General features: G+C 71.0%; 25 protein-coding genes and 1 tRNA gene. 20 read left to right on the top strand and 6 right to left on the bottom strand.

What is annotated here, in order from left to right; all coding sequences use genetic code 11:
• Position 1: 1 nt before the first annotated feature.
• From ACIG36_RS28655 to ACIG36_RS28635, 5 genes are all read right to left on the bottom strand, one after another.
• Positions 2-268, bottom strand: a complete 267-nt coding sequence (locus ACIG36_RS28655; protein WP_399933878.1) for a hypothetical protein — start codon at positions 266-268, stop codon at positions 2-4.
• A gap of 77 nt (positions 269-345) precedes the next feature.
• On the bottom strand, positions 346-1,860 hold the full coding sequence (locus ACIG36_RS28650; RefSeq protein ID WP_399933876.1) for a glycosyltransferase family 4 protein: 1,515 nt from the start codon (positions 1,858-1,860) through the stop codon (positions 346-348).
• 14 nt (positions 1,861-1,874) lie between these two features.
• A complete protein-coding gene (locus ACIG36_RS28645) occupies positions 1,875-3,011 on the bottom strand; it encodes a hypothetical protein (protein ID WP_399933873.1) in 1,137 nt (378 codons plus the stop codon).
• A gap of 94 nt (positions 3,012-3,105) precedes the next feature.
• Complete coding sequence (locus tag ACIG36_RS28640) at positions 3,106-3,828, bottom strand: TetR/AcrR family transcriptional regulator (RefSeq protein WP_399933871.1); 723 nt, start codon at positions 3,826-3,828, stop codon at positions 3,106-3,108.
• A gap of 40 nt (positions 3,829-3,868) precedes the next feature.
• Positions 3,869-4,822, bottom strand: a complete 954-nt coding sequence (locus ACIG36_RS28635; RefSeq protein WP_399933868.1) for a diiron oxygenase — start codon at positions 4,820-4,822, stop codon at positions 3,869-3,871.
• Between the two features lie 100 nt (positions 4,823-4,922).
• Here ACIG36_RS28635 and ACIG36_RS28630 point away from each other — a divergent pair, with 100 nt between their 5' ends.
• Complete coding sequence (locus ACIG36_RS28630; protein WP_399933865.1) at positions 4,923-6,080, top strand: ferritin-like domain-containing protein; 1,158 nt, start codon at positions 4,923-4,925, stop codon at positions 6,078-6,080.
• A gap of 267 nt (positions 6,081-6,347) precedes the next feature.
• Entirely contained in the window at positions 6,348-7,049 is a 702-nt protein-coding gene (locus ACIG36_RS28625) for a polysaccharide deacetylase family protein (RefSeq protein ID WP_399933862.1), read from the top strand.
• Between the two features lie 88 nt (positions 7,050-7,137).
• Here ACIG36_RS28625 and ACIG36_RS28620 read toward each other — a convergent pair.
• Positions 7,138-7,209, bottom strand: a tRNA-Arg gene (locus tag ACIG36_RS28620).
• Positions 7,210-7,298: 89 nt separating this feature from the next.
• Here ACIG36_RS28620 and ACIG36_RS28615 point away from each other — a divergent pair.
• From ACIG36_RS28615 to atpE, 18 genes are all read left to right on the top strand, one after another.
• Positions 7,299-7,811, top strand: coding sequence for a response regulator (locus ACIG36_RS28615; RefSeq protein WP_399933968.1), 513 nt, complete (start codon positions 7,299-7,301; stop codon positions 7,809-7,811).
• Positions 7,812-7,855: 44 nt separating this feature from the next.
• Positions 7,856-8,674, top strand: a complete 819-nt coding sequence (nrtL, locus tag ACIG36_RS28610; RefSeq protein ID WP_399933859.1) for an ArgS-related anticodon-binding protein NrtL — start codon at positions 7,856-7,858, stop codon at positions 8,672-8,674.
• A 13-nt stretch (positions 8,675-8,687) separates the two neighbouring features.
• On the top strand, positions 8,688-10,079 hold the full coding sequence (gene lysA, locus ACIG36_RS28605; RefSeq protein WP_399933857.1) for a diaminopimelate decarboxylase: 1,392 nt from the start codon (positions 8,688-8,690) through the stop codon (positions 10,077-10,079).
• A 162-nt stretch (positions 10,080-10,241) separates the two neighbouring features.
• Complete coding sequence (locus tag ACIG36_RS28600; protein ID WP_399933854.1) at positions 10,242-11,534, top strand: homoserine dehydrogenase; 1,293 nt, start codon at positions 10,242-10,244, stop codon at positions 11,532-11,534.
• Between the two features lie 25 nt (positions 11,535-11,559).
• Entirely contained in the window at positions 11,560-12,651 is a 1,092-nt protein-coding gene (thrC, locus tag ACIG36_RS28595) for a threonine synthase (protein WP_399933851.1), read from the top strand.
• A 284-nt stretch (positions 12,652-12,935) separates the two neighbouring features.
• Positions 12,936-13,850: a homoserine kinase gene (thrB, locus tag ACIG36_RS28590; protein ID WP_399933848.1), complete on the top strand. Its 915-nt coding sequence runs from the start codon at positions 12,936-12,938 to the stop codon at positions 13,848-13,850.
• A 435-nt stretch (positions 13,851-14,285) separates the two neighbouring features.
• Positions 14,286-16,313, top strand: a complete 2,028-nt coding sequence (gene rho / locus ACIG36_RS28585; RefSeq protein ID WP_399933846.1) for a transcription termination factor Rho — start codon at positions 14,286-14,288, stop codon at positions 16,311-16,313.
• Between the two features lie 336 nt (positions 16,314-16,649).
• Entirely contained in the window at positions 16,650-17,756 is a 1,107-nt protein-coding gene (locus tag ACIG36_RS28580; protein WP_399933843.1) for an LCP family protein, read from the top strand.
• A 176-nt stretch (positions 17,757-17,932) separates the two neighbouring features.
• Positions 17,933-18,157, top strand: a complete 225-nt coding sequence (gene rpmE, locus ACIG36_RS28575; protein WP_399933840.1) for a 50S ribosomal protein L31 — start codon at positions 17,933-17,935, stop codon at positions 18,155-18,157.
• Between the two features lie 120 nt (positions 18,158-18,277).
• The gene (prfA, locus tag ACIG36_RS28570) at positions 18,278-19,357 is read left to right on the top strand and encodes a peptide chain release factor 1 (protein ID WP_399933837.1); all 1,080 of its coding nucleotides are present in this window, start codon (positions 18,278-18,280) and stop codon (positions 19,355-19,357) included.
• A gap of 83 nt (positions 19,358-19,440) precedes the next feature.
• Positions 19,441-20,286 (top strand): peptide chain release factor N(5)-glutamine methyltransferase, encoded by an 846-nt coding sequence (gene prmC, locus ACIG36_RS28565; protein WP_399933834.1) that lies wholly within the window; start codon positions 19,441-19,443, stop codon positions 20,284-20,286.
• 62 nt (positions 20,287-20,348) lie between these two features.
• The gene (locus ACIG36_RS28560; RefSeq protein ID WP_399933831.1) at positions 20,349-20,996 is read left to right on the top strand and encodes an L-threonylcarbamoyladenylate synthase; all 648 of its coding nucleotides are present in this window, start codon (positions 20,349-20,351) and stop codon (positions 20,994-20,996) included.
• Positions 20,993-21,646 (top strand): protein-tyrosine-phosphatase, encoded by a 654-nt coding sequence (locus ACIG36_RS28555; RefSeq protein WP_399933829.1) that lies wholly within the window; start codon positions 20,993-20,995, stop codon positions 21,644-21,646. The genes ACIG36_RS28560 and ACIG36_RS28555 overlap by 4 nt, the downstream gene beginning before the upstream one ends.
• 100 nt (positions 21,647-21,746) lie before the next feature.
• On the top strand, positions 21,747-23,063 hold the full coding sequence (gene glyA, locus ACIG36_RS28550; protein WP_399933826.1) for a serine hydroxymethyltransferase: 1,317 nt from the start codon (positions 21,747-21,749) through the stop codon (positions 23,061-23,063).
• Positions 23,064-23,175: 112 nt separating this feature from the next.
• Entirely contained in the window at positions 23,176-24,489 is a 1,314-nt protein-coding gene (locus tag ACIG36_RS28545; RefSeq protein ID WP_399933823.1) for an MraY family glycosyltransferase, read from the top strand.
• A gap of 238 nt (positions 24,490-24,727) precedes the next feature.
• Positions 24,728-25,165 (top strand): hypothetical protein, encoded by a 438-nt coding sequence (locus ACIG36_RS28540; RefSeq protein WP_399933820.1) that lies wholly within the window; start codon positions 24,728-24,730, stop codon positions 25,163-25,165.
• 279 nt (positions 25,166-25,444) lie between these two features.
• A complete protein-coding gene (atpB, locus tag ACIG36_RS28535) occupies positions 25,445-26,239 on the top strand; it encodes a F0F1 ATP synthase subunit A (protein WP_399933965.1) in 795 nt (264 codons plus the stop codon).
• Between the two features lie 76 nt (positions 26,240-26,315).
• Positions 26,316-26,567 (top strand): ATP synthase F0 subunit C, encoded by a 252-nt coding sequence (atpE, locus tag ACIG36_RS28530; RefSeq protein WP_087926250.1) that lies wholly within the window; start codon positions 26,316-26,318, stop codon positions 26,565-26,567.
• Positions 26,568-26,578: the final 11 nt, after the last annotated feature.

Raw genomic sequence — 26,578 nt, 5'->3', positions numbered from 1 at the left:
CTCAGCGGGCGGACCAGGGCCACTTGAGGCGACGCTCCGGCTGCCCCTCGGGGTCGTACTCGTACTTCCAGCCGCGGGGCAGCCCGAGCCGGCGCGTCGTACCGGCCTGTACGCGGCGGTAGACGAGCACGGTGGGCGCCCCGCCGTCCTCGGCCGCCGGTACGGGGATCCGGTAGACCTTCGGCGGCAGCCCGGTGTGGCCGAGGAGCACGGGCAGCACGCGCCCGTCCATGGGCCCGCCCTCGAAGGGCGTGTTCTCGCTTCTCACGCCCCCAGTCTCCGTCAAGGGGCGTCAGCGGCGCTCGTCGGCCGGCATGAGATGCCGCAGGTAGGCCGCGGGTTCGCTCAGCGCCCCGGGCTCCTGCCCGGCCCCGGCTGGGTGGGCGGCGGCTGGAACCGGCGGGCAGCGGCAGCCGGGCCGGGGCCTTGCCTGCCCGCGCCCGGCGCGTTCGCCTGCGCGGCGGCGGGACGGGCTCCCGGGGACGTCAGGTTGGCGGCTCTGGCGAGGGCGCTCTGGGGGCCGACGGCCGCGGGTGCCGCCCGCTGTTTCGGCTCACCGCTGGTGAGCAGCGTCCCGTTCGGGCCCTGGACCGAGGTGACCCGTTGCTGCGCCTGCTGCTGCGCGGCCGGCCCGTCCTGACCCTTCTGGGGCAATGGAGTCGATTTCATCGTGGCCTCGACCAGGCCCTGCGAGGCGTGGTCCCAGGAGTAGGCCTTGAGGGCCTCGCGCAGCTCCTTGGCGTTCTCGCGGCGCTGCGGGAGGTCGGCCTTCAGCTCCTGCATCGCCTTGCCCCAGGCGGCGGGCCGGTGCTTGGGGTTGTCCGGTTCGGGGACGACGCACGGCAGCCCGATCTTGGGGTCGATGCGTGACGGGTCGCTGAGGAACTGCGCCGCACCGCTGTCCTGGTTGACGAGGACGGGCACGCCGTGGCCGGCCGCCTCCGTGGCCACGAGGCCGAAGCCCTCGTGCTTGGACGGCATGATCACGGCATCGGCGCCGATGATGTCGTTCTTCAGCTCATTGGCGTCCTTGGTGAACGGCTTGACCGTGACGTTCCCTTCACCGCCCAGCCTGGAGGCCGCCTTGGTGATCCGGTCGAGCTTCTCGGGGTCCGCGCCGCGGACGGTGAGGTGGACGTCGACGCCGGCCGCGTTGAGCTTCTTCACGGCACGCAGCGCGTCGTCGACACCCTTCAGCGGGTCGTCCGTCCGGCCCATGACCAGGAGGTTGAGCCTCCCCTCGTGCTGCCCGCGCCGGACCAGTTCCTCGACCTTCACGCCGGGTATGAGCTGGTGCGCGTCGGGCACGTGCCGGCCCGCCGCGGACAGCCGCTCGGCCTCGGTGGTCAGCAGCGGTCCGACGCCGACGACCACGTCGGCCCGCCCCATCACCTCGCGCTCGATCGAGGAGTCCCGGGCCGCCTTGGCCTGCGCGCGTTCGGGATCGTCGGGGTACTTGAACCCGGGAAGCCGCTCCGGGCTCGTGTGCAGGAAGTGCGCGACCCGGGCGTCCGGGTACCACCGGTCGCGGATCTCGGTCGCAGCCGGCCCGGAGAAGCGGGAATGGCCGATGATCATGTCGAAGGGACGATCCTGCGGATCCGGCAGCCCATGGGCGCGTGGGTCCACGCCTGCCTGCTGCGTGATCCAGTCACGGGCGTCCACGCCCTCCGGCGGATGGGGCGTCGAGACCATCCGGGCGCCCTGGTGCGCCACGGTGTCCGGGTCCGCGGTGAACAGCGTCACGTCGTGATGCCGTGCGAGGGCCTCGGTCAGATGCTGGTTGAAGACGGGTACACCGCCCTTGCCCATGCCACTGATGTTGGAGACGACGAGGATGCGGTAACGGTCGTTCGTCATAGGTCGCCCTCCCCTCAGAAGCCCGCGTGGTCGCGCAGCTCGCGACCGATTTCCCAGGTGATGAACTGGCCGAACTCATACGCGCTGTAGTGGATGAGCCCGGTACCGGCCCCCGGATGGAGCCGGGCGGCGTACTCGTCCAGGATTTCGGCGAAGACGAGCGCCCGGGTCGCCGACAGCGCGACGTCGTCCTCGCCCTGGTCCGGGTAGAACTGCCGCTGGTACTCCTGCGGCGTCCAGGGGAGGGGGCCCTGGCCGAAGAGCTTCCGCCACTCCGCGGCCTCTTCCTGGAACGCGACAGGGCGCGGCCCCGACGGGCCGGAGACGAGGCCGACGAGACCGTGCCTGGCCGGGTCGATCTGTTCGTACTCCTCCCGCCAGGACGGGACCTGCTGTCCCATCAGCACCTGGGTGAGGTCGGCCGCCGCCTTGGCGACCGGCATCGTCACCGAGAGGTCCACCGTCGCCCGCAGCTCCTCAGGGCTGGGCACGGCCTCCGCCGCGCGCCACGCGGCCTGCCGCAGTGCCTCCAGCCGCGCCGGGAGATCGGGCAGGTCGGCGACCCGGCGGGAGACGGGGGAGACCCAGGGGGCCGTGCCGGGGTGCGGCGTGGGAATCGCGACACCCAACGGCGCGCGGAGCGCGTCCGCCGCCTCGTGGATCACCGCGCTCAGCTCGGCGGCGTCCGGCCCGAGGCCGGCCCCCGGGCGTCCGGGCGCGAGGCGGTGGAACAGCTCGGGGAACACGTCGACCATCGCGAGGTGGCGCCCGGAGGGCACGACGACACACGCGCCGGGCTTCATGTAGAAGTCGGGGAAGGGCTCCCGGCGTTCCTCGAGGAAGCCGGGATCGGCGGCGAGCCGCTGCCGCCAGTCCTGGACGGCCTCGTCGAAGGAGAGCGGCCGGTCACCAGGGGCGCGCCGCGAGAGCAGGTGCCGTCCGGGGTCGGACGCCTCGTCGGACGCCGGCACCCCCAGGGCCGCCTCCGCGTCGAGCAGCACCCGCTCCAGCGCCTGCCACGCCACCCGCCGGTCCGCCGGCCACTCCGAGTCGTCCTCCCGCCAGGCGGGGTGCTCCTGCGCCCACAGCATCCGGGCCGCGATCGAATAGAGGCGTTCGTACGCGTCTGCCGGATTCGTTGTCTCGCTCACGTGCTCTTCTCCCCGTTCCTGACCGCTGATCAGCCGTCAGACTATTCTTACCGCCTCTCCTCGCACGGTCCGGCGGGGTGGGACCGGATGCCCGTCACAGCAGGTGCGAAGCTCCCGAGACCACCGGTGCCACCCTGCGGGCCAGGTTGCCGACCGGGCCGTCCGGGGGTTCGAGGGCGAGGGCCGTGCGGGCGGCGTGGGCGGTTTGGGGGTCGCTTGCGGCGGTGGCCGTCAGCATGGCCACGAAGTGGTCGACCAGCCAGTCGCGGAGCTCCGGCAGGGGCGGCTGTTTGTCCTCGTCCAGCCAGATCAGGGAGGCCGCCTCGACGGCCGTTATCCAGGTGCGGACCATCATCCGCAGCCGCACCCCGGGCTCGGCCACCGACAGGTGGGTGAGGATCTGGGCCGCGGCCGCCCTGCGTACTCCGTCCACGATCGCGCCCGTGCGCGAGGTCTCGGCGACGCTGCCGCCCTGCAGCAGCGCGCTGAAGCCGGCGTCGTGCTGGTCGACGAAGGCGAGGTAGCGGTCGAGGGCGGCGGCGAGGCGGCCGGTGAGGGGGCCGGACTGGGGCTCGGCGAAGCACAGCTGGAGGTCGTCGGCGGCGCTGCGCAGGGCGGCCTCGTACAACTGCGGCTTGCCGCCCGGGAAGTAGCGGTAGACCAGCGGGCGGGAGACCTCGGCCGCGGCCGCGACGTCGTCGACGGAGACGTCCTCGGGCGCCCGGTGGGCGAACAGGCCGAGAGCCGCGCTGATCAGCTGCGCGCGGCGCTCGGGGACGCTGAGCCTGCGGTAGGAGGCGGTTCCGCTGCTGGTCATGCATGGAGGGTAACGGGCGGCGGAAGGCCGCATCGCGGGCTCAGGCGAGGAGGCCGGAGCTCTTCCACAGCCGCCGGCCGACGCCCCTCATGAGGCCGATCTCGTCGAGGAAGTCCGTCAGCCGCTTGGCACCGGCCTGCATCACCTCGCGGCGGTGACCGCTGGCGCGCACCTGGGCCAGGGCCTCGCGGCGGTCGAGGCCGACGTTGGTGTAGACGGCGGGGTTGACGAAGGCGAGGGAGAAGACGCGCGCCGCCTCGCCCGCGCTGACGCGGGTCAGCTCCGCCTCCCAGCGCGGGGCGGTCGCCATCTGGCGCCGCAACTCCTCGCGCGCGTAGCGCACATGGCGGGCCTCCTCGATGACGTGGATGCGGGTGACACCGCGGACGATGGGCTGGACGCGCTCGTCGGGGAAGGTAAGGCGCTGCATGTGGTCGAGGATCTCCTCGCCCAGCAGGGTGCAGGTGAAGGACCCCGGCGTCGTCGAGACGGTCTTCAGGACGCGGGCGAGATTGTGGTGCAAGGGGCGTACGGGGTAGGTGGGGCCGTCCACCTTGTGGATCATCCGGGCGAACATCTTGGAGTGCCGGCACTCGTCGGCGATCTCGGTGAGGGCGTAGCGGACGTGCGCGCTGGTCAGCGGCTTGTCGTAGATGTGACGGACCAGCAGCTGCATCAGGATGATCTCGAACCAGATGCCGAGCGAGCCGAGCGACGCCAGCTCGTGCCGGGCCAGCTCCATGCGCTGCTCCTCCGGCATCCGGCGCCACAGCGGGGTGCCGTAGAGGGATATGAGCTCCGGGGGCAGGAGCCACTTCCCGGGTTCCAGGGGGGCGTCCCAGTCGAGTTCGGTGTCGGGGTCGAGGGAGTGTCTGACGGAGGATTCGAGCAGACGCTCGGCGACGCGTTCGCGGTCCTTGAGAGGGCCGAGCGCGTCGCGGGGAGGATGTGGCCCAAGTGGTCGAAAAGATTGCCGGTCGGGCGCGGTCTTCATGGCCGACTCCACCTCAGATCAGGGTTACCCGGGGTACGTTCTTATGAGACTGCGTGTCAGCAACGTGGGTCAAGCCCCGCACGAGACAGGAGTCGCGACGATGACGACGCGCGAGCCCTCCGCACACGGCCCCTCCGTACCCGACCCTCACGCACCCGCCCCCTCCGCGAACCCCCTCTACGTCCGCGCCCCCGGCGAACCCGTCTGGGAGATTCCGGCCAGCGGCGCCGCCCGCTTCGGCTGGGACTACGACGACGGCCGCGAACGCCTCCTCGCCCTCTACCAGAAGGGCAAGGACAAGCAGTGGGACGCCGGCCGCCGCATCGAATGGGACCTGGAGGTCGACCCGTACGACCCGCTCGGCGTGCCCGACGAGAACATGACCATCTACGGCACCCCGTACTGGGACCGGATGAGCGAGCGTGACAAGCGCGAGCTGCGCCGCCATTTCGCCTCCTGGCAGTTCAGCCAGTTCCTGCACGGCGAGCAGGGGGCGCTGGTGTGCGCGAGCCGCATCGTGGAGTCCGTGCCCGATCTGGACGCCAAGTTCTACTCCGCCACCCAGGCCATGGACGAGGCCCGGCACGTGGAGATCTACAGCAGATTCCTGCGCGAGAAGATCGGAATGCTCTATCCGGTCAATAACAGCCTTCAGTCGCTGCTCGACGACACCTTGCGCGACTCCCGTTGGGACATGCCGTATCTCGGTATGCAGGTCCTGATCGAAGGTCTTGCGCTCGCCGCCTTCGGCATGCTGCGCGATGCGACCAAGAAACCGCTGCCGCACCAGATTCTGGCCTATGTGATGCAGGACGAGGCGCGCCATGTCGCCTTCGGCCGGATGGCCCTGCGCGACTACTACCGGCAACTGTCGGACGCCGAACTCCGCGAGCGCGAGGAGTTCGTCATCGAGGGCTGCTATCTGATGCGCGACCGGCTGCGCGGCGACGAGGTGCTGACCGGCTTCGGTGTGCCGGCCGCCGACGCCGCCCAGCTCAGCGAGCGGTCCGAATATCTGCAGATCTTCCGGAAGTTGCTGTTCAGCCGCATCGTGCCCTGCGTGAAGGACATCGGTCTGTGGGGTGAAAGGCTCCAGCGTGCCTACGTCGACATGGGGGTATTCGACATGGGCGACGCCAGTCTCGATCAACTCATGGCCCAGGACGAGGAGATCGCCGAGGAGCTCGACGCCCGGCGATTCGCGGCGGAGGAGGCGGCCCGTACGGCGGAGGTCGCCCGAACGATCGCGGAAGGGTAACAGTGGTGCGGAAATAGCGGGCTTTACAGAGACCCCGTGCCTGTTCTGTCCGAATGTCGTGAGCGATGGAGTGTTACGGAACGGCTTACGGTAAACGGCCGTCTACGCGGGCAGGAACTCTTTCAGGTGGGCGAGGGGGATGGGGGAAAGTCCATGGCTCGATTGACTGCCCATAGGCGGCACATCGCGATCGCGGCGGGAGGGGTAATGGCTCTCGCGGGGGTGATATCGGGAACGGTGGCAGTGGCCACGGAGGATTCCGACGGCGTGAGGGGCTCGAGTTCACTGGAGTCGGCCCCGCCGCCCTCGCCCGACAACAAGCGGAAGGCTGCGACCCCGCCCGCCGACCCCGGTCCGTCCGGCCCCGTCTCCTCGGAGATGGCCCACGAGACCGAACGCGGCGGCAAGTCCGTGGCCCTCACGATCGACGACGGCCCCGACCCCACCTGGACCCCCAAGACCCTCGACGTCCTCAGGCAGCACAACGTCAAGGCCACCTTCTGCATGATCGGCCCGTCCGCCAAGGCGTTCCCGGGCCTCGTCAAGAAGGTCCTCGCCGACGGCCACCGCCTCTGCGACCACTCCGTGGACCACAACACGGCGATGGACCAGCGCTCCGAGGAGTACCAGAAGCAACAGATCCTCGACGCCAAGAAGATGATCGAAGACGTCGCCGCCGGCGCCAAGGTCCGCTACTACCGCGCACCCGGCGGCGCCTTCACCCCCTACAGCCGCCGCGTCGCCGCCGAGAACGGCATGCGCCCGCTCGGCTGGAGCATCGACACCCACGACTGGAAGCGCCCGGGTGCCGACCGCATCGTGGAAACGGTCAAGCGCGAGATCGGCAACGGCCCGATCATCCTGCTGCACGACGGGGGAGGGGAGCGCAGCCAGAGCGTCGAGGCGCTGGGGCGCTGCATCACCTGGCTGAAGGGGGAGGGGTACGGGTTCGACTTCCCGAAGATCTGAGCCCGGAAGCCGCACAACACCCGCCTACACAAAGACCCCGCTCCCAGCGAATGGCTGGTGGCGGGGTCTTCCGGCACTTCCTGCGAAGTGCCCCCGGCAGGATTCGAACCTGCGCACACGGCTCCGGAGGCCGTTGCTCTATCCCCTGAGCTACGGGGGCGTGTCGGCCGGCTCGCTCTCGCTCGCGGCGACGGGTAGAACACTACCAGCTCCGACGGGGTGACTGGCAACGGTGATCCAGAACGGGGGGTGAGGCCGGGGAACGGTCGCTCGGGCGGGGTGGAAGTGGGGAAAACCCGGACGGCGGGGCGGGGGCGCGCCTACCCTCGGGGTGTGCCTGGCTTGTCCGGCCGGGTCCTTGTTGTGGACGACAACAGGGTCATCCGGCAGTTGATCAGGGTCAACCTCGAGCTCGAAGGCTTCGAGGTCGTGACCGCGGCCGATGGTGCCGAGTGTCTGGAGATCGTGCACCGGGTGCGGCCCGACGCGGTGACCCTGGACGTCGTGATGCCCCGGCTCGACGGGCTGCGCACCGCCGCCCGGCTGCGGGCCGATGTGCGGACGCGGGACATCCCGATCGCGATCATCAGCGCCTGTACCCAGTACGAGGTGGAAAGCGGGCGGTCCGCCGGAGTGGACGCGTTCCTGGCGAAGCCGTTCGAGCCCGCCGAGATGGTGCGGCTCGTGCGCAGGCTGGTGGGTTTCCCCGAAGGGGAAGGGGCCCCGGGGGATCCGGAGCCCGTCGTCCGTCCCGCTGGGTGAAACCGGTTCGCGGAACGGGCCCCCCTCTCCCCTAGGCTTGCCCTGTGACCCCCGCCGACCTCACCCGCACCGTGTTGCACACCGTGCGCCGCGCCGTCGAGGCGGACGAGCTGCCCGCCGTCGCGCCGGACCGGGTCAGTGTGCGGGTTCCGCCCCGGCCGGGGTGCGGGGACTACGCCACCAACGTCGCCCTCCGCGTCGCCCAGGCGACCGGACGCCCCGCCCTCGAGGTCGCCGGCGTGCTGCGGCGACGGCTCGCCGCCCTGCCCGGCATCGCCCGCGTCGACATCGCGGGCCCCGGGTTCCTCAACATCACCCTCGAGGGGCACAACAGCGCGCAGGTCGTGCGGACGCTGCTCGGCCACCGGCCGGCCGGCGAGCCCTTCGCGCTCGCGCCCCGCCCCGGCCTGGTCGCCCGGCTCGGCTCCGACGCCGCCCGGTGGAGCCTGCTCTGCCCGCCCGGCCTCGACCGCGACCTGCTGCTCGTCCAGCGCGAGAGCAATCCCCTCTTCCGCGTCCGGTACGCCCACGCCCGTACCCGGGCCCTGCTGCGCAACGCCGCCGACCTCGGGTTCGAGCCCCTCGCGGGCGACCTCGACGACGCGTCGGCCGCCCCCCTCCTCGCCGCCCTCGGCGATCACTCCCGGATCGGTGCCGCTCGCGCGCCCGAGCGGCTCGCCCGGCATCTCGAGCGGACCGCCGACGCATTCCTGCGGTGGCAGGCCGACTGTCCCACGCTGCCGCGCGGGGACGAGAAACCCTCGGTCGTCCACCGCGCCCGCCTGGCCCTCGCCGAGGCCACGGGCACGGTGCTCGCCGACGGCCTGCACCAGCTCGGCATCACCGCACCCGCACATCTCTAAGGGGATCGCCACCATGAGCCGCTCCGCCCACCCCGCCGGGCCCCGCCACGCCGACGTCCTTCCCGAGGGTCACTACACCCCCCCGCCCACCGACCTCAACGCGCTCGACCCGCGCGTATGGGCCCGTACCGTCGACCGCGACGCCGAAGGTGTGGTCACCGTCGGCGGGATCGACGTCAGGCGGCTGGCCGAGGAGTTCGGGACGCCCGGCTACTTCCTCGACGAGAGCGACTTCCGCGAGCGGTGCCGCGCCTGGCGCGAGGCCTTCGGGCCCGACGCCGACGTCTTCTACGCGGGCAAGGCCTTCCTCTCCCGCGCGATCGTGCGCTGGCTGCACGAGGAGGGGCTCAACCTCGACGTCTGCTCCGGCGGCGAGCTCGCCACCGCGCTGGCGGCCGGGATGCCCGCAGAGCGCATCGCCCTGCACGGCAACAACAAGTCCACCGAGGAGATCACGCGTGCCGTCGAGGCGGGCGTCGGGCGGATCGTCCTCGACTCCTTCCAGGAGATCGTGCGCGTCGCGCACATCGCCGAGCGGCTCGGCAAGCGGCAGCGCGTGCAGATCCGGGTGACCGTCGGCGTCGAGGCGCACACCCACGAGTTCATCGCCACCGCCCACGAGGACCAGAAGTTCGGCATCGCGCTCGCCGGGGGACAGGCCGCCGAGGCCGTGCGGCGGGCGCTGAAGCTCGACGGGCTCGAGCTCGTCGGCATCCACTCGCACATCGGCTCGCAGATCTTCGACATGGCCGGCTTCGAGGTCTCCGCCCGGCGCGTGGTGCAACTGCTCGCCGAGGTACGGGACGAGCACGGCGTCGAGCTCCCCGAGATCGACCTCGGCGGTGGCCTGGGCATCGCCTACACCTCGGAGGACGACCCGTGCGCGCCCCACGAGATCGCCGCCGCGCTGCGCGACATCGTCACCCGCGAGTGCGGGGCCGCGGGTCTCGCCGTGCCGCGGATCTCCGTCGAGCCGGGACGCGCGATCGTCGGCCCGACCGCGTTCACGCTCTACGAGGTCGGCACCGTCAAGGAGCTGCCGGGCCTGCGGACGTACGTCAGCGTCGACGGCGGCATGTCCGACAACATCCGTACCGCCCTCTACGACGCCGACTACTCCGTCGCACTGGTCTCCCGCACCTCCACCGCCGAACCGATGCTCACGCGTGTCGTCGGCAAGCACTGCGAGTCCGGTGACATCGTCGTGCGCGACGCCTTCCTGCCCGCCGACGTGGCGCCCGGCGACCTGCTCGCCGTGCCCGCCACCGGCGCGTACTGCCGCTCCATGGCCAGCAACTACAACCACGCGCTGCGCCCGCCCGTCGTCGCCGTGCGGGACGGCGAGGCGCGAGTGATCGTCCGGCGGGAGACGGAGGAGGACCTCCTCCGTCTCGACGTCGGCTGACGAACCGGCCGGACGGCGGCCGGAACGCGCTGCAGGACTCACCGGCGTCGGAAAACCGCCGGTGAAAACGGAAATATGGATCTCGAATGCTGGACCGGGGGCGGCGTCCCCCATCCGGTGAGTGAGACTGGTATCCCAAAGATGTACGAGAAACGAGGTCGGATGATGCGTACGCGTCCGCTGAAGGTGGCGCTGCTGGGCTGTGGAGTGGTCGGCTCTGAGGTGGCGCGCATCATGACGACGCACGCGGACGACCTCACGCAACGCGTCGGGGCGCCCGTCGAGCTCGCCGGCATCGCCGTGCGCCGCCCGGACCGGGTCCGTGCCGGGGTCCCCGCCGAGCTGATCACCACCGACGCCACCGCCCTGGTCAAACGCGGTGACATCGACGTGGTCGTCGAGGTCATCGGCGGCATCGAGCCGGCCCGCGGCCTGATCACCACCGCCTTCGAGCACGGCGCCAGCGTCGTCTCCGCCAACAAGGCGCTGCTGGCCCAGGACGGCGCCGCGCTGCACGCCGCCGCCGAGGAGCACGGCGCCGACCTCTACTACGAGGCCGCCGTCGCCGGCGCCATCCCGCTGGTCCGGCCGCTGCGCGAGTCGCTGGCCGGCGACAAGGTCAACCGGGTGCTCGGCATCGTCAACGGCACGACCAACTTCATCCTCGACAAGATGGATTCGAGCGGAGCGGGCTACTCCGAGGCGCTCGACGAGGCCACCGCGCTCGGCTACGCCGAGGCCGACCCGACCGCCGACGTGGAGGGCTTCGACGCCGCCGCCAAGGCCGCCATCCTGGCCGGGATCGCCTTCCACACCCGGGTGCGGCTGGACGACGTCCATCGCGAGGGCATGACCGAGGTCACCGCCGCGGACTTCGCGTCCGCGAAGCAGATGGGCTGCACCATCAAGCTCCTGGCGATCTGCGAGCGGGCCGCCGACGGCCGGTCCGTCACCGCCCGGGTGCACCCGGCGATGATCCCGCTCAGCCACCCGCTCGCCTCGGTGCGCGAGGCGTACAACGCGGTGTTCATCGAGGCCGAGGCCGCGGGCCGGCTGATGTTCTACGGGCCCGGCGCGGGCGGCTCGCCGACCGCCTCCGCCGTCCTCGGCGACATCGTCGCCGTCTGCCGCAACAAGCTCGCCGAGGCCACCGGGCCGGGCGAATCGGCCTACACCCGGCTGCCGGTGAGCCCCATGGGCGAGGTGGTCACCCGCTACCACATCAGCCTGGACGTGGCCGACAAGCCGGGTGTCCTGGCGCAGGTCGCCACGGTCTTCGCCGAGCACGGCGTGTCCATCGACACGGTCCGCCAGAAGGGCAAGGCCGGCGAGGCCTCCCTCGTCGTGGTCACCCACCGGGCCGCCGACGCCGCCCTGTCCGCGACGGTCGGGGCGCTGCGGGAGCTGGAGACGGTCCGCGGGGTCGCGAGCATCATGCGGGTCGAGGGCGAGTAAGGCGAGTAAGGGGATAACGAAAGCAATGTCTGCCAACAACAGCCGCCCCGGCTCCCAGGGCACCCACCAGTGGCGCGGCATCATCGAGGAGTACCGCGACCGCCTTCCGGTGACCGCCGACACGCCGGTCGTCACCCTGCGCGAGGGCGGCACCCCGCTCGTCCCGGCCCAGGTGCTCTCCGAGCGCACGGGCTGCGAGGTCCACCTCAAGGTGGAGGGCGCCAACCCCACCGGTTCCTTCAAGGACCGCGGCATGACCATGGCCATCACCCGGGCGAAGGAAGAGGGAGCGCGCGCGGTCATCTGCGCCTCCACGGGCAACACCTCCGCCTCGGCCGCGGCCTACGCCGTGCGGGCCGGGATGGTCTGCGCCGTGCTGGTGCCGCAGGGCAAGATCGCGCTGGGCAAGATGGGCCAGGCCCTCGTCCACGGCGCGCGCATCCTCCAGGTCGACGGCAACTTCGACGACTGCCTGACGCTGGCCCGCAACCTCTCCGACAACTACCCGGTGGCGCTGGTCAATTCGGTCAACCCGGTACGTATCGAGGGGCAGAAGACCGCGGCCTTCGAGATCGTCGACGCCCTCGGCGACGCGCCCGACATCCACGTCCTGCCGGTCGGCAACGCGGGCAACATCACCGCCTACTGGCGGGGCTACCGCGAGTACGCCGCCGACGGGATCTCCACCCGCAACCCGCGGATGTGGGGCTTCCAGGCCTCCGGTTCCGCGCCGATCGTGCGCGGTGAGCCGGTGAAGGAACCGCACACCATCGCCACCGCGATCCGCATCGGCAACCCGGCGTCCTGGCGGTTCGCCGAGGAGGCGCGGGACGAGTCGGGCGGGCTCATCGACGAGGTGACCGACCGACAGATCCTGGCCGCGTACCGGCTGTTGGCCTCGCAGGAGGGCGTCTTCGTGGAGCCGGCGTCCGCCGCGTCGGTGGCGGGGCTGCTCAAGGCCGCCGAGCAGGGGCTGGTCGATCCCGGGCAGCGGATCGTGTGCACCGTGACCGGGAACGGGCTGAAGGACCCGGACTGGGCGGTGGCGGGGGCGCCGCAGCCGATTACTGTGCCGGTCGATGCGGGTACCGCGGCGCGGGAGCTCGGGCTCGTCTGAGGTCGTTGTGCGGGTGCGGGCGGGTGGGTGGGTTGTGCCCACCCGTTCCGCCCCAGTGGAACGACTGCCCACAACCAGGCAAAATCGACAGATGCACAGGTAGTCGTGCGACACGCATCGTGCGCCTCCTGTGCGCCCTATGTCGCCACTGAACCTTCCTTCGATAGGCTGTGCACACTCCGCCCCGTCGCTGACCGTGCCGCCGCCACGCGGTATCGCCGTCGCGGCCCTTGCGGATGTCGCCCGCCACCAACCATGGCCACACCAAGGAGAGTCATCGAGCGATGGCCGGTCCCGCGTTCCGCGCCGCCGCCGTCCGAGTGCGCACCCCCGCCACCAGCGCAAATCTCGGTCCCGGCTTCGACGCCCTCGGCCTGTCCCTGGGGCTTTACGACGATGTCGTGGTCCGGGTGGCGGAATCGGGGCTGCACATCGACATCGCCGGGGAGGGCGCCGACACCCTCCCGCGCGATGAGGGTCATCTCCTCGTACGGTCCCTGCGCACCACCTTCGACCTGCTCGGCGGCCAGCCGCGCGGGCTGGAGGTCGTCTGCGCCAACCGCATTCCGCACGGCCGGGGCCTGGGCTCCTCCTCGGCCGCGATCTGCGCGGGCATCGTCGCCGCCCGCGCGGTGACCATAGGCGGGGCCGAGAAGCTCGACGACGCGGCCATGCTGGAGCTGGCCACCGAGATCGAGGGCCACCCCGACAACGTCGCCGCCTGCCTGCTCGGCGGATTCACCCTCGCCTGGATGGAGTCCGGGGTCGCCCGTGCCATTCGGATGGACCCTGCGGATTCCATCGTTCCGGTGGTCTTCGTGCCGTCGAGACCCGTACTGACCGAGACCGCGCGCGGGCTGCTGCCGCGCAGCGTCCCCCATGTGGACGCGGCCGCCAACGCCGGGCGCGCGGCACTGCTCGTCGAGGCCCTGACCAGGCGCCCCGAGCTGCTGCTGCCGGCCACCGAGGACCGGCTCCACCAGGAATACCGCGCTCCGGCGATGCCGGAGAGCGTGACCCTGGTCAACCGACTGCGGGCGGACGGCGTGCCCGCGGTCATCTCCGGCGCGGGCCCCACGGTGCTCGCGCTGGTCGAGGACGGTGCGGCCGACAAGGTCGCACGGCTGGCGGGCGAGGGGTGGGCCGCCAATCGGCTGACCCTCGACGCCGGGGGGACGAGCGTGCTGCCGCTCGCCTGACCTGTGGTGTCCGGGGAAACCAGACCGAAAAGGGGATCCCGGGCCCACGAAAAACGCGGTTGCCGGTCTTGGAGAGGGGGAATGTTTGTGGGATCCGGTAGTGTTAACCTCAAGTCTGCACTCGAAGCCACATCGGCTCGGTGCTGTGTGTCCCGATCAGGGACCGCTTTTCTTCCGGGAGCCTCCCAAACTGCCTGAGCAGCCTGCCTGAGCAGTTTCGAGCACGCTCCGGAATCGGCGTGGGCGACATGAGTGAAGCGTTATGTCGTGCCCTTCCCTCATTCTTCACGCCGGCACCAATGCACTGATTCTTCCGCCGTGTACACCGGCGGACCACCGCCCCGGCCCGGTCCGATAGATCAGGACCGCAGCCGGACAGCACAACCGGTCGCCGAGCCAGACAGGCCGACGCCCGCTCCAGGGAAGGACCCCTTCGTGAGCGACACCACCGATCTGATGGGCGTGAACGCCGGCGCCGCCGGCAATGCCTCCGCGCCCGCCACGGACGCTCCCGCCGCGCCTGCCACCGGTGCTGCCACCGCCCCCAAGCGGCGCCGCTCGGGCACGGGCCTCGACGCCATGGTCCTGGCCGAGCTCCAGCAGCTCGCTTCCGGCCTCGGCATCAAGGGCACCGCGCGGATGCGTAAAGGCCAGCTGATCGAGGTCATCAAGGAGAGGCAGGCCGGCGGTTCCGCCGCGCCCGCCAAGACCGAGGCCCCGGCGCCGTCGGAGGCCGCCGAGACCAAGCCGAAGCGCCGTGCGACCTCCCGGGCCCGTACGGGCGAGAGCGCTGCCGACAAGCCCGCCGAGAAGGCCGCGGCCCAGCAGCAGATCGAGATCCCGGGCCAGCCGGGCGCCGACGAGGCCCCGGCGGGCGAGCGCCGCCGCCGGCGGGCCACCGCCGCCGCGGGCAGCCCCGAGCCGGCCGCCGAGGCCCGCGCCGAGGCCACCCGCACCGAGGTGCGGACCGAGGAGCGCGCCGAGGCCAAGGCCGAGGCCGCCGTGGACACCGCCGAGGGCAAGGCCGCCAAGGGCGGCGAGCGCCAGGACCGCGAGGGTCGCGGCCAGAAGGGCGAGCGCCGCGAGCGCGGGGACCGTGGCGAGCGCGGCCAGCGCGACCGCGACCGCCGTGGCCGCGACGCCGAGGCCGGCCAGAAGGGCGACCGCCAGCAGCGCGGCGACCGTGGCCCCCAGGGCGGCCCGCAGGACGAGGACGACTTCGAGGGTGGCCGCCGCGGCCGCCGCGGCCGTTACCGCGACCGTCGTGGTCGTCGTGGCCGCGACGAGTTCGGCGCCAACGAGCCGCAGCTCGCCGAGGACGACGTCCTGATCCCCGTCGCGGGCATCCTGGACATCCTCGACAACTACGCCTTCATCCGGACCTCCGGCTACCTGCCGGGCCCGAACGACGTCTACGTCTCCCTCGCCCAGGTCCGCAAGAACGGCCTGCGCAAGGGTGACCACGTCACCGGTGCGGTCCGCCAGCCCAAGGACGGCGAGCGGCGCGAGAAGTTCAACGCCCTCGTCCGCCTGGACTCGGTGAACGGCATGCCGCCCGAAAACGGGCGCGGACGGCCGGAGTTCGGCAAGCTCACCCCGCTCTACCCGCAGGACCGCCTGCGGTTGGAGACGGACCCGGGCGTGCTGACCACCCGGATCATCGATCTGGTCGCCCCCATCGGCAAGGGCCAGCGCGGTCTGATCGTGGCCCCGCCGAAGACCGGTAAGACCATGATCATGCAGGCGATCGCCAACGCGATCACCACCAACAACCCCGAGTGCCACCTGATGGTCGTCCTGGTCGACGAGCGTCCGGAAGAGGTCACCGACATGCAGCGGTCGGTCAAGGGCGAGGTCATCTCCTCGACCTTCGACCGCCCGGCCGAGGACCACACCACCGTCGCCGAGCTGGCCATCGAGCGCGCCAAGCGCCTCGTGGAGCTGGGTCACGACGTGGTCGTCCTGCTGGACTCGATCACCCGTCTGGGCCGCGCCTACAACCTGGCCGCCCCGGCCTCGGGCCGCATCCTGTCCGGTGGTGTCGACTCGACCGCGCTCTACCCGCCGAAGAAGTTCTTCGGTGCCGCGCGCAACATCGAGGACGGCGGCTCGCTGACCATCCTGGCCACCGCGCTGGTCGAGACCGGCTCGCGCATGGACGAGGTGATCTTCGAGGAGTTCAAGGGCACCGGCAACATGGAGCTCAAGCTCGACCGGAAGCTCGCCGACAAGCGCATCTTCCCGGCCGTGGACGTCGACCCGTCCGGCACCCGCAAGGAGGAGATCCTCCTCAGCGGTGAGGAGCTCAACATCGTCTGGAAGCTCCGCCGGGTGCTGCACGCGCTCGACTCGCAGCAGGCCATCGAGCTGCTTCTCGACAAGATGAAGCAGACGAAGTCCAACGCCGAGTTCCTGATGCAGATCGCCAAGACCACGCCCGCCCCGGGCAACGGCAACGACTGATCCGCGTCCGTCCTTCGGAGCCTCCCCGTCACGACCGTGACGGGGAGGCTCCGTCGTTCCGGCCCCGTGACGGTCGTTCCGCCCCCGTGCCGCCCGGCGCCGTGATCTTCCCGTGACCTTTTGAGACATCCGCCACAGCGCGGCCGTCCGCGCCTGGCCGGAACCGACGCCTTCCGGATGGCCGAAATCGCAGGTGGCAGGGGTGGAAGCGGCTCTGCGGGCGGCCGGTGATCAGGAGATTTCCTAAGACTCTCCTCAGAATCCGCTGTGCAACCCTGGCGCAGACTTCCCCGTCAACCAGCAGGGGGCACGGAGACGACAAGGACTGAGGAGCGCATGGCCGACGAGAGCAGGAGCCCGCGGGCGGGCTCGCACCGCCGCGGTGGCAAGCGCGGCCGCCGCCGCAAGCCGCCCGTGCGCCGCAAGGGCCGGCGAATAGCCGCCTGGAGCACGGCGGCCGTGGTGCTCGCCACAGGCGCGGGGCTCGGCTTCCTCTACTTCAAGTTCAACGGCAACCTGCACAGCGTCGACATCAACGCGGCCCTGGGCAAGAACCGCCCGGACAACGTCGACAACGGCTCCCAGGACATCCTCGTCCTCGGCTCCGACTCGCGGGCCGGCGACAACGGCAAGTACGGCAGGGACGAGGGCACCTCCCGCTCCGACACCGCGATGATCCTGCACGTCTACGCGGGCCACAAGAAGGCCAGCGTCGTCTCCATCCCACGCGACACGATCGTCCCCCGCCCGGAGTGCACCACCACCGGCGGCAAGCGGAGCCCGGCCGTCAAGCGCGCCCAGTTCAACGAGGCGTACACGATCGGCGGCGCGGTGTGCGCGGTCAAGACCGTCGAGGCCATGACGAACATCCGCATGGACCACTACCTCGAGGTCGACTTCGCCGGCTTCCAGAAGCTCATCGACAAGCTGGGCGGGGTCGAGGTCACCACGACCAAGGCCATCCACGACAAGTCCAGCCACCTCGACCTCGAGCCGGGCACCCACAAGCTCGACGGCGAGCAGTCCCTCGGCCTGGTGCGCACCCGCAAGGGCGTCGGCGACGGCAGCGACCTCGGCCGGATCAAGCTCCAGCAGGCCTTCATCAAGGCGCTGCTGGACCAGGTGAAGTCCATCGGGCTGTTCACCAGCCCCACCAAGCTCTACGGCATCGCCGACACCGCCACCAAGGCGCTGACCACCGACCGCGAGCTGAACACCGTCGACAAGCTCTACAGCTTCGCGGGCGGCCTCAAGGGCATCGGCTCGGAGGACATGCACATGATCACCCTGCCGGTGGGTGCCGACCCCCGGGACCCCGACCGGGTGGTGCCGCTGCCCGCCGAGTCCGAGCAGGTCTGGAAGGCCCTGCTCGCGGACCGGGAGATCCCGAAGGCCGCCCTCGGCGACAGCCAGAAGACCGACGCCGACGGCGTGGTCAAGTAGCACCGCCGCCCGGCACCGGAGGCGCCGCCTCCGGCACCGGGCCGCCGGGAATACCCGGCCGCCACCCCCCGTTTTGGGGGATACGGCCAGTACTGGCAGACTGGTACGTCGGCCCCGGTTCACGTAAGGCAATCCCGCCTCTACGACCCGGTGCCCTCCCGAACCTAGGAGAACCCTTGAAGCGCGACATCCACCCGGAGTACGTCGAGACCCAGGTCAGCTGCACCTGTGGCGCCTCGTTCACCACCCGTAGCACCGTCGCCGAAGGCGCCATCCGCGCCGACGTGTGCTCCGAGTGCCACCCGTTCTACACGGGCAAGCAGAAGATCCTCGACACCGGTGGCCGCGTGGCGCGGTTCGAGGCCCGCTTCGGCAAGACCGCCGGGTCGGCCAAGAAGTAGCGACCCGCAGGCGCCGGTCCTCGGTTGCCCAGCCCCGGCTGGGCCACCGGACCGGCGCTTTGTCGTCCAGCAGGCCCGAAGGCCCGCAGGCCCGTCACTTCCAGCAGCTAGGGAAACCCCATGTTCGAGGCAGTCGAGGAACTGATCGGTGAGCACGCCGACCTCGAGAAGCGGCTCGCCGACCCCGCCGTGCACGCGGACCAGGCCAACGCACGCAAGCTCAACAAGCGCTACGCCGAGCTGACGCCGATCGTCGGGACGTACCGCTCCTGGAAGCAGGCCGGGGACGACATCGAGACCGCCCGCGAGTTCGCCGCGGACGACCCCGACTTCGCCGCCGAGGTCAAGGACCTGGAGAAGCAGCGCGAGGGGCTCACCGAGAAGCTCCGCCTGCTGCTCGTCCCCCGCGACCCCAGCGACGACAAGGACGTCATCCTCGAGATCAAGGCCGGTGCCGGCGGCGACGAGTCCGCGCTCTTCGCCGGCGACCTGCTGCGCATGTACCTGCGCTACGCCGAGCGGATCGGCTGGAAGACCGAGATCATCGACTCCACCGAGTCCGAGCTCGGCGGTTACAAGGACGTCCAGGTCGCCGTGAAGACCAAGGGCGGCAACGGCGCCACCGAGCCCGGCCAGGGCGTCTGGGCCCGGCTGAAGTACGAGGGCGGCGTCCACCGCGTCCAGCGCGTGCCCGCCACCGAGTCGCAGGGCCGTATCCACACCTCCGCCGCCGGCGTGCTCGTCACCCCCGAGGCGGAGGAGGTCGACGTCGAGATCAACATGAACGACCTGCGGATCGACGTCTACCGCTCCTCCGGTCCCGGCGGCCAGTCCGTCAACACCACCGACTCGGCCGTGCGCATCACCCACCTGCCGACCGGCGTCGTGGCCTCCTGCCAGAACGAGAAGAGCCAGCTGCAGAACAAGGAGCAGGCGCTGCGCATCCTGCGCTCCCGGCTGCTGGCCGCCGCCCAGGAGAAGGCCGAGGCCGAGGCGGCCGACGCCCGCCGCAGCCAGGTCCGCACCGTCGACCGCTCCGAGAAGATCCGCACCTACAACTTCCCGGAGAACCGCATTTCGGACCACCGGGTGGGGTTCAAGGCGTACAACTTGGACCAGGTGCTCGACGGAGAGCTGGATCCGGTGATCCAGGCCTGTGTGGACGCCGACTCGGCGGCCAAGCTCGCCGCCGCGAGCTGACCGGAGTGCGGTAGACCGGTGCACAAGAATCGAGCCCGTCCGGCCATCACGGACGACCGGGGCGCCGACGCGAGAGGAACAACGTGAACCTGCTGCTAGCAGAGGTGGCGCAGGCCACTCAGCGGCTGGCCGACGCCGGCGTACCGTCCCCGCGCTTCGACGCGGAGGAGCTCGCCGCCTTCGTGCACGGCGTCAAGCGCGGTGAGCTGCACAACGTCAAGGACGCCGACTTCGACGCCCGCTACTGGGAGGCCGTCGCGCGCCGGGAGGCCCGCGAGCCGCTGCAGCACATCACCGGCCGCGCCTTCTTCCGCTACCTCGAGCTCCAGGTGGGGCCGGGCGTCTTCGTGCCCCGGCCCGAGACCGAGTCGGTCGTCGGCTGGGCCATAGACGCCGTGCGGGCCATGGACGTCGTCGAGCCGCTCATCGTCGACCTGTGCACCGGCTCCGGCGCCATCGCCCTGGCCCTCGCCCAGGAGGTGCCGCGCTCGCGCGTGCACGCCGTCGAGCTGGACGACACCGCCCTGAGCTGGGCCCGCAAGAACATCGAGGGCTCCCGCGTCCAGCTGCACCACGGCGACGCGCTGCAGGCCCTGCCCGAGCTGGACGGCCAGGTCGACCTGGTGATCTCCAACCCGCCCTACATCCCCCTCACCGAGTGGGAGTACGTCGCCCCCGAGGCCCGCGACCACGACCCGGAGCTGGCGCTCTTCTCCGGCGAGGACGGCCTGGACACCATCCGCGGCCTGGAGCGCACCGCGCACCGGCTGCTGCGCCCCGGCGGCGTCGTCGTCATCGAGCACGCCGACACCCAGGGCGGCCAGGTGCCGTGGATCTTCACCGAGGAGCGGGGCTGGGCGGACGCCGCCGACCACCCCGACCTGAACAACCGGCCCCGCTTCGCCACCGCGCGCAAGGCCATGCCGTGACGGCGGCATCCCCGGCCCCCCAGACTTCTGCCCTGTTCGCCCTGTACGAGGAGGTCCGTTAGATGGCACGGCGATACGACTGCAGCGACGCGACCGACCGCAGGACCGGTCTGCGCGAAGCCGCCGCCGCGGTGCGCCGCGGCGAGCTGGTCGTGCTGCCCACCGACACCGTCTACGGCATCGGTGCGGACGCCTTCAGCCGCGAGGCCGTCGGCGACCTGCTGCAGGCCAAGGGCCGTGGCCGGGGCATGCCCTCGCCCGTCCTCATCGGCTCCCCGAACACCCTGCACGGCCTCGTCACGGACTTCTCCGAGCAGGCCTGGGAGCTCGTCGACGCCTTCTGGCCCGGCGCCCTCACCCTCGTCGCCAAGCACCAGCCCTCGCTGACCTGGGACCTGGGCGAGACCCGCGGCACCGTCGCCGTGCGGATGCCGCTGCACCCGGTCGCCATCGAGCTGCTGACCGAGTTCGGCCCGATGGCCGTCTCCAGCGCCAACCTCACCGGCCACCCCGCCCCGCAGGACTGCGACGCCGCGCAGGAGATGCTCGGCGACTCCGTCTCCGTCTACCTCGACGGCGGCCCCACCCCGGCCGACGTGCCGTCCTCCATCGTGGACGTCACCGGCAAGGTGCCCGTCCTGCTGCGCGCCGGCGCCATCAGCGCCGAGCAGCTCCGCGAGGTGGTACCCGACCTCGAGGTGGCCAATTGATCGCCCCGCAGGGGCGTGGCATAGCGGGACCGGACACCACCACCGACACTTTCCGCATCCTCCACGTCAGCACCGGCAACGTCTGCCGCTCGCCCATCACCGAGCGGCTGACCCGGCATGCCCTCTCCCACCGCCTGGGCGACCCCGCCGCGGGCGGCCTGGTGGTGGAGAGCGCCGGCACCTGGGGGCACGAGGGCGCCCCCATGGAGGCCCACGCCGCCACCGTCCTGGCCGACTTCGGCGCCGACGCGCACGGCTTCACCGGCCGTGAGCTGCTCGACGAGCACGTCATCCGGGCCGACCTGGTGCTGACCGCCACCCGCGACCACCGCGCCCAGGTCATCTCCATGGGCCACTCGGCGGGCCTGCGCACCTTCACCCTGAAGGAGTTCACCCGGCTGGTACGGGCCATAGACCCCGCCACCCTGCCGGACCCCGAGCAGGCCGGCGGCGTCGTCGAGCGCGCCCGCGCCCTGGTGCAGGCCGCGGCGGCGCTGCGCGGCTGGCTGCTGGCGCCCAGTGCGGAGGCCGACGAGGTCCACGACCCGTACGGTGCCCCGATCACCTTCTTCCGCTCCATCGGCGACGAGATCAACCAGGCGCTCGACCCGGTCGTCACCGCGCTCACGGGAGTTGCGGCCCGCTCCTGAGACCCGGGCCCGCCGCGGGCCCGCCAGACCGGGCATATGCCTGTGCACGGGCCTACAGTGGGTGCTGAGACCCATCGCGCCGCACAGTCCGGAGCCGGCGATGTCCGTCACCCACACGCCCGCCAGGGGCGCCAGCGCGCCCGCCGCCGAAGGAGCCGCGGAGCACGGCCGGCTCCACCCGTCGTGGGGCGGCGGATTCGAGTCGCTGCGCCGGCAGGACCCCGAGATCGCCGGGCTCCTGCTCGCCGAGACCGAGCGCCAGGCGACCGGGCTCCAGCTCGTCGCTGCCGAGAACTTCACCTCACCCGCCGTTCTGGCCACTCTCGGCTCGCCGCTCACCAACAAGTACGCCGAGGGCTATCCCGGTGCCCGCCACCACGGCGGCTGCGAGCTCGTCGACCTCACCGAGCGCATCGCCGCCGAGCGCGCCAAGGCCCTCTTCGGCGCCGAGCACGCCAACGTCCAGCCGAACTCCGGCACCGCCGCCGTGCTGGCCGCCTACGCCGCGCTGCTGCACCCCGGCGACACGGTGCTGGCCATGTCCCTGCGGCACGGCGGCCACCTCACCCACGGCTCTCCGGCCAACTTCTCGGGCCGCTGGTACGACTTCGCCGCCTACGGGCTCGACGAGGACACCGGCCTGATCGACTACGCCGAGGTCCGCGCCCTGGCCCGGGACCGCATGCCCCGGGCCATCGTCTGCGGCTCGATGTCCTATCCCCGCCACCCCGACTACGCGGCCTTCCGCGAGATCGCCGACGAGGTGGGCGCCTACCTCGTGGTGGACGCCGCGCACCCCATAGGGCTGGTCGCCGGGGGAGCGGCGCCCAGTCCGGTCCCGTACGCCGACGTCGTCTGCGCCACGACGCACAAGGTGCTGCGCGGGCCGCGGGGCGGGCTGATCCTGTGCGGGGCGCGGCTGGCCGAGCGGCTCGACCGGGCGGTGTTCCCGTTCACCCAGGGCGGCGCCCAGATGCACACCGTCGCGGCCAAGGCGGTCGCCTTCGGGGAGGCGGCGGCGCCCGCGTTCACGGCGTACGCCCATCAGGTGGTCGCCAACGCCCGCGCGCTGGCCGCCGCGCTGGCCGGTGAGGGCCTGCTGATCGGCACGGGAGGCACCGACACGCACTTGATCACCGCCGACGCCGCCCCGCTCGCCCTGGACGGCGCCACGGCCCGCGGGCGGCTCGCCGCGGCCGGGATGGTCCTGGACACCTGCGGGCTGGCCGGGGGCAGCGCGCGCGGCCTGCGGCTGGGCACGGCGGCGGTGACCACGCAGGGCATGGGGGAGGCGGAGATGGCCCGGATCGGGGCGCTGATGGGGGCCGCGCTGCGGGGCGACCGGCGGGAGGGCGAGGTCCGGGTGGAGGTGGCGGAGCTGGCCGGAAGGTTCCCCCCGTATCGGTCCCACATGTGATCATTTGGAACCGCCGGGCGGTGGCGTACGTCTTCCAGCCCATTCACGGTTCCGGGGCGGACGCGAATATGGTGTGAGGCTGTGATGTCCAGCGCGATCCCTGGGGCAGCCCGTGCGTGAATACCTGCTGACGTTGTGCGTCACCGCGGCGGTCACTTATCTGCTGACGGGCCCGGTGCGGAAGTTCGCGATCCTGGCGGGCGCCATGCCGGAGATCCGCGCGCGCGACGTGCACCGGGAACCCACGCCACGGCTCGGTGGTATCGCGATGTTCGGCGGGCTGTGCGCGGGGCTGCTGGTGGCCGCGCACCTGTCCAACCTCAAGTCCGTCTTCGAGCTGTCCAACGAGCCACGGGCGCTGCTCTCGGGCGCCGGCCTGATCTGGCTGCTGGGCGTGCTGGACGACAAGTGGGGCGTGGACGCCCTGGTCAAGCTGGGCGGGCAGATGATCGCCGCCGGCGTGATGGTGCTGCAGGGCCTGACGATCCTGTTCATCCCCATCCCCGGGGTGGGCACGGTCTCGCTGACCCCGATGCAGGGCACGCTGCTGACGGTGGCGCTGGTGGTGATCACCATCAACGCGGTGAACTTCGTCGACGGCCTGGACGGCCTGGCCGCGGGCATGGTCTGCATCGCCGCCGCCGCGTTCTTCATGTACGCCTACCGGATGTGGTTCGGCCACGGTCTGGAGTCCGCCGCCCCGGCGACGCTGTTCGCGGCGGTCCTGATGGGCATGTGCCTGGGCTTCCTGCCGCACAACATGCACCCCGCGCGGATCTTCATGGGCGACTCCGGCTCGATGCTCATCGGGCTGGTCCTGGCGGCGGGCGCCATCTCCATCACCGGGCAGGTCGACCCGGACGCGCTCAAGCTGTGGGCGGGCTCGGAGCGGGCGGCCGTGAATGCCATGGTGCCGGTCTACATCCCGCTGCTGCTGCCGCTGACGGTCATCGCGGTGCCGGTGGCGGACCTGCTGCTGGCGATCGTGCGGCGCACCTGGAAGGGCCAGTCGCCGTTCGCCGCGGACCGGGGACATCTGCACCACCGGCTGCTGGAAATCGGTCACTCGCACAGCCGAGCGGTGTTGATCATGTATTTCTGGTCGGCCCTCATCGCATTCGGCGCGGTGGCCTATTCCGTGAATTCGGCGAGTGTCTGGATCCTGCTGCTCGTCGTGGTGCTGAGCGCGGTCGGACTGGTGCTGCTGCTGATGCCGCGATTCACTCCGCGGGCCCCTCGCTGGGCCGAGCGATTCGTGCCGCCGCGCTACCGCCGGCGGGCCGTTCCGGCCCCCGCGGCCGAGCCGGTCACCGCCGCCGCGACGGAGCGCCGGGAGCCCGTTCCGGCCGGTCTCCACGGGGCCACGGCCATCGGCGACAGGTCACGTTTCGCGCACACCCGGAAGGTTCCCAGCGGGCCCGCATAGCAGAGGAACGGGGGGTCCGTCAGCCCGATGACCAGCGGATTGACCCTTGCGTGTGACGTCCGGCACACGATGTAGGTAAAGACCTCATCAAATAGTTTGTGATACCGTTCACGAAACCCGAGTGATAGAGCCGAAGGACCGTAGTGCGACGGTCCCTCGTGGCGAGCCGTGTCTCGCTCCCGGGGATACGCTCGTCCACGACGAATCGTTGCTTCCGACTTCGCCGGAGAAACCCTTCATGCAGTCCAACGACGCCCGAACACTTCTGCAGTGCGCCGTCCCGACCGCCGTCGCCGGCGTCGTCGCCGTCGTCGCCGGCTCGGTGCTCGCCGGCGGCAAGGGGGGAATCGGTGCCGCCGTCGGCACAGCCGTGGGAGGCGGGATCATGGCCATGGGCCTGGTCGTTCTCCAGCGCACCGCCAAGTCGTTTCCGCACCTGTTCCAGGCCATGGGCCTGGTGCTCTATGTGACGCAGTTCCTGATCTCGGCCGTCGTTCTCGCGGTCTTCCGGGACACGTCGCTCTTCAATACCCGTGCCTTCGCCTTCGCCCTCCTGGCCGCGGTCCTCGTGTGGACCGCCGCCCAGACGCGGGCGTACCTGAAGGCCAAGATCTTTTATGTGGATCCGGATTCCGCCGACGCGAAGAAGTCCGCGCCAGCCGGGTCCGCGTCGTGACAGGTAGGCCCGGGATAAGTGCTCGAGCGCTCACCTGCTATCGTCCGGTGCCATCTGAGGCACAGTGGGCGCAGGCAGCTGAACTCCCGAGTTTCCCGGGACGCGATCGGCGGTCCATGCAGCTGATGCCGCTTACGCCGATCGGTTCCGCGCCGGTCACCTGCCCCCCCATCCGCAAGACCAGTCCAGTGCCGTTCCGCGGCTGTGCGCCGCGCCGACACAACGAGGTTGCCGTACCTATGCGCCACGCTGAAGGAGCTCGCGGTGAGTGCTGACCAGATGCTCGCCTTCGAGACCGATTGCCACATCTTCGATGGGTGCGGCTTCCCGGCCCCAGGCCTCCACTCGTTCTTGTTTGAACCGATCTTCAGCATTGGCGGCTTCGACTTCAACAAGCCGATGCTGCTGGCCGTGATCACCACGGTCATCGTCATCGGGTTCTTCTGGGCGGCATTCGGCAAGGCCAAGGTGGTCCCGGGCAAGCTCCAGATGGTGGGAGAGGCGGGCTACGACTTCGTCCGCCGGGGCATCGTCTACGAGGCGCTCGGCAAGAAGGAGGGCGAGAAGTACGTCCCCTTCATGGTCTCGCTGTTCTTCTTCGTCTGGATCATGAACCTCTGGTCGATCATTCCGGTCGCCCAGTTCCCCGTGACCTCGATCATCGCCTTCCCGGCAGCGCTCGCGCTGATCGTCTACGTCATGTGGATGTACCTGACCTTCAAGCGCCACGGCTTCGTCGGCGGTCTGAAGAACATCACCGGCTACGACAAGTCGCTCGGTGGCGTTCTCCCGCTGGCCGTGATCCTGGAGTTCTTCTCGAACGTGCTGGTCCGGCCGTTCACCCACGCCGTCCGGCTCTTCGCCAACATGTTCGCCGGTCACCTGCTGATCCTGATGTTCACCATCGCCAGCTGGTACCTGCTGAACGGCATCGGCATCGCCTACGCCGGTGTCTCGTTCGTGATGACCATCGTGATGACCGGCTTCGAGCTCTTCATCCAGGCCGTCCAGGCGTACGTCTTCGTCCTGCTGGCCACGAACTACATCCAGGGCGCGCTCGCCGAGCACCACTGAGCACCTCGCCTGCCCAGTCCAACAATCGTCCGGTGGCCAACCCCCACCGGTCCGTGAAAGAGAAGGAAGAACGAGCATGTCTGCTGCTCTCCAGACCATCGCCGCTGGTGTCGAGATCAAGGGCAACCTGGGCTCGATCGGCTACGGCCTCGCCGCGATCGGCCCCGGCGTCGGCGTCGGCATCGTCTTCGGTAACGGCACCCAGGCCCTGGCCCGCCAGCCCGAGGCCGCCGGCCTGATCCGCGCCAACCAGATCCTCGGCTTCGCCTTCTGTGAGGCGCTCGCCCTGATCGGTCTGGTCATGCCGTTCGTCTACCCGTCTGCCTGATCGCAGCGCCT

It is taken from the genome of Streptomyces sp. NPDC053048 (genome assembly GCF_044547045.1).
In the GTDB taxonomy this organism is placed as follows: domain Bacteria; phylum Actinomycetota; class Actinomycetes; order Streptomycetales; family Streptomycetaceae; genus Streptomyces.
The sequence above is the reverse complement of the archived record's forward strand: the minus strand, read 5'-3'. Positions and strand labels throughout refer to the sequence as shown.